This window comes from Microvirga aerophila, from assembly GCF_003332305.1.
GTDB lineage: Bacteria > Pseudomonadota > Alphaproteobacteria > Rhizobiales > Beijerinckiaceae > Microvirga > Microvirga aerophila.
Map to the genome: position 1 here is coordinate 1 of NZ_QOIO01000160.1, position 2127 is coordinate 2127.

2 protein-coding genes are annotated in these 2127 nt (G+C 60.9%); both read right to left on the reverse strand.

What is annotated here, in order from left to right; genetic code table 11:
* Positions 1–144 precede the first annotated feature (144 nt).
* Positions 145–582 carry a potassium channel family protein gene (locus DRB19_RS29460; RefSeq protein WP_114189487.1) on the reverse strand — a complete coding sequence of 146 codons (438 nt, stop codon included), beginning with the start codon at positions 580–582 and terminating at the stop codon, positions 145–147.
* Between the two features lie 23 nt (positions 583–605).
* Positions 606–1700 carry a calcium/proton exchanger gene (gene cax, locus DRB19_RS29465; protein WP_114189488.1) on the reverse strand — a complete coding sequence of 365 codons (1095 nt, stop codon included), beginning with the start codon at positions 1698–1700 and terminating at the stop codon, positions 606–608.
* Positions 1701–2127 lie beyond the last annotated feature (427 nt).

Below are 2127 nucleotides of genomic sequence, written 5' to 3' on the forward strand. Positions count from 1 at the left end.
TTCCTGGTTCACAGCATCTCGTAGGCCAAATTCTCGACTGCTTATGCCGAAAATTCGCGGAAGGGTCTTTATGGAAAGGCACGAGCGACAGCCACTGATACAGCCAAAGCGTTGCCGGTGCCGCCGGCCTCCCCTTTTCCCAAGTCACCTTCGTCCTTCTTCGCTGCGGGTGGTCGTCATTACCCTCCGGAGGACCTCAAAAATCACTGCGGTGGACCAACCGAACAACAAGACGCCGTTCATCGCCGTCATGGGCCCAAGCAAATGCCAGCGCTCCACCGGTGTCACGTCGCCGTAGCCGAGCGTCGTGTAGTTCACGAAGGCGAAGTAAATGAGCTCGGTGTCGTCAGGTGCAACGCCGACGATTGCGTAAGCCAAGGCCCAAACGAGCACCTCCGCAAGGTGCGCGGCCATCAGGAACGACACGGTCGCCATCATGACGGCGATCAATCGAAGCGATTGACGGAACGTCGCAACCGCAACCGCGGTGCGCGCCGCCCATATGACGGCCGCCATCAACAACGCATGGATGGCAATGTTGCCAAGACTGACGGCAGCACCCACGAGAATTTGGCGCAACATGCAGACCGCTCCGGTGAGGCCGCTCAGGGAACCTGGGGTGGCAACAGATAAAGCGTCATCGCGAAAATCAGGTACACCAACAGGACGAGCACGCCGACGAACCATGCCGAGCGCCCGCTGTTGGTCACCAGGGACACGGTCATGGTGGCGATGAGCATCATGATCACGGCACCCGGCCAGAATTGCAGGTTCATCGGTGTCGGGCCGATGACGTAACTGAGCAGCACCAACACCGGGGCGACGAAGAGCGCGATCTGAGCCGAGCTCCCCAGCGCGATGCCCACGCTCAGGTCGAGCCGGTTCTTGCGCGCGCCGGAAAAGGCCGAGGCCATCTCCGCCGCAGCGCCCACCAGTGCCACGACGACGAAACCCACGAATGCGGGGGTCATCCCGAACGCCACCGCCGCCTGCTGCACTGATTCGATGAACACCTCGCTCACCAGCGCGACCAGGATCGTGACGCCAGCCAGCGTGGTCAGGGCCAAGCCCATCGGCCACGGCGCCTCGCCCGTTTCGGCATGATCCGCGCCACCGAAGAATTCGCGATGGGTCTTGAGGGTGAACAGCAGGCCCAATCCGTAGGCGGCGATGAGCAGCACGGACAGGCTCACGCTCAACCTGTCGGTCACCGCCGATCCTGCGGTGGGATCGGCTCCGGAGACCGCCGAGGGCATCAGCAACGCGATCGTGGCCAGAAAGAGCAGGCCCGCTTGTAGACGGGCGTTACCCCGATTGTAGTCCTGCACGTAATGCTTGAGTCCGCCGAGCAGAAACGATGCACCCAACATGAACAACGAGTTGGTGACGATCGCCCCGGCGATGGAGGCCTTCACGAGCGCGTATTGCCCGGCGCGCAACGCCGCCAGCGCGATGATCAGTTCGGTCAGGTTTCCGAGCGTGGCGTTGAGCAGGCCGCCGACCGCATCGCCCGTCTTGGCCGCAACGGATTCGGTGGCGTGGCTCAGCAGCACGGCCAGGGGCACGATGGCCAGGACGGACAGCACGAACAGCAGCGTGTGCGCTTCGGGCGTGAGCTTGTAAGCGGCGAACACCACGGGCACGACGGCCAGCAGCCAGAGCAGGGGATTGTGACGAACTTCCTTAAGCAAGAGGTTCATAGGTGCAGCCTCGGCCAATTTCGGTTGCGCCTATTTCTCTCAAGCATCGCTCCGGCGCTGCACGACAGGAGCATCCTAAAGCATCGCCGCCAGATTTCGCAGAATCTCCTCACGGAACTAGATAGGATTTCAATTTGATGTATTCGGAAGACAATTGTCCGGATATCCACTCGGCTCCTGTAAACATCCAGTCTGACCCGCTCTCAGGGGAGCCCCAGCCAGTCGGCGATTACTTGAAGATACTTGAGCAGGGATTCACCGCCCAGGCGTTCGGGAATTCAGTGGCAATGACATTACGCCCTCGGTCCAGACATACGCTCCAATCACGGGATGGTCCGCACTAGGTCAGGTAGTGAAATTCGTTCACTAACAGGAACACCCGATGTTACTGTCCAAAGCGGAAGTTCGCACCCTGTCCGGAACGTGC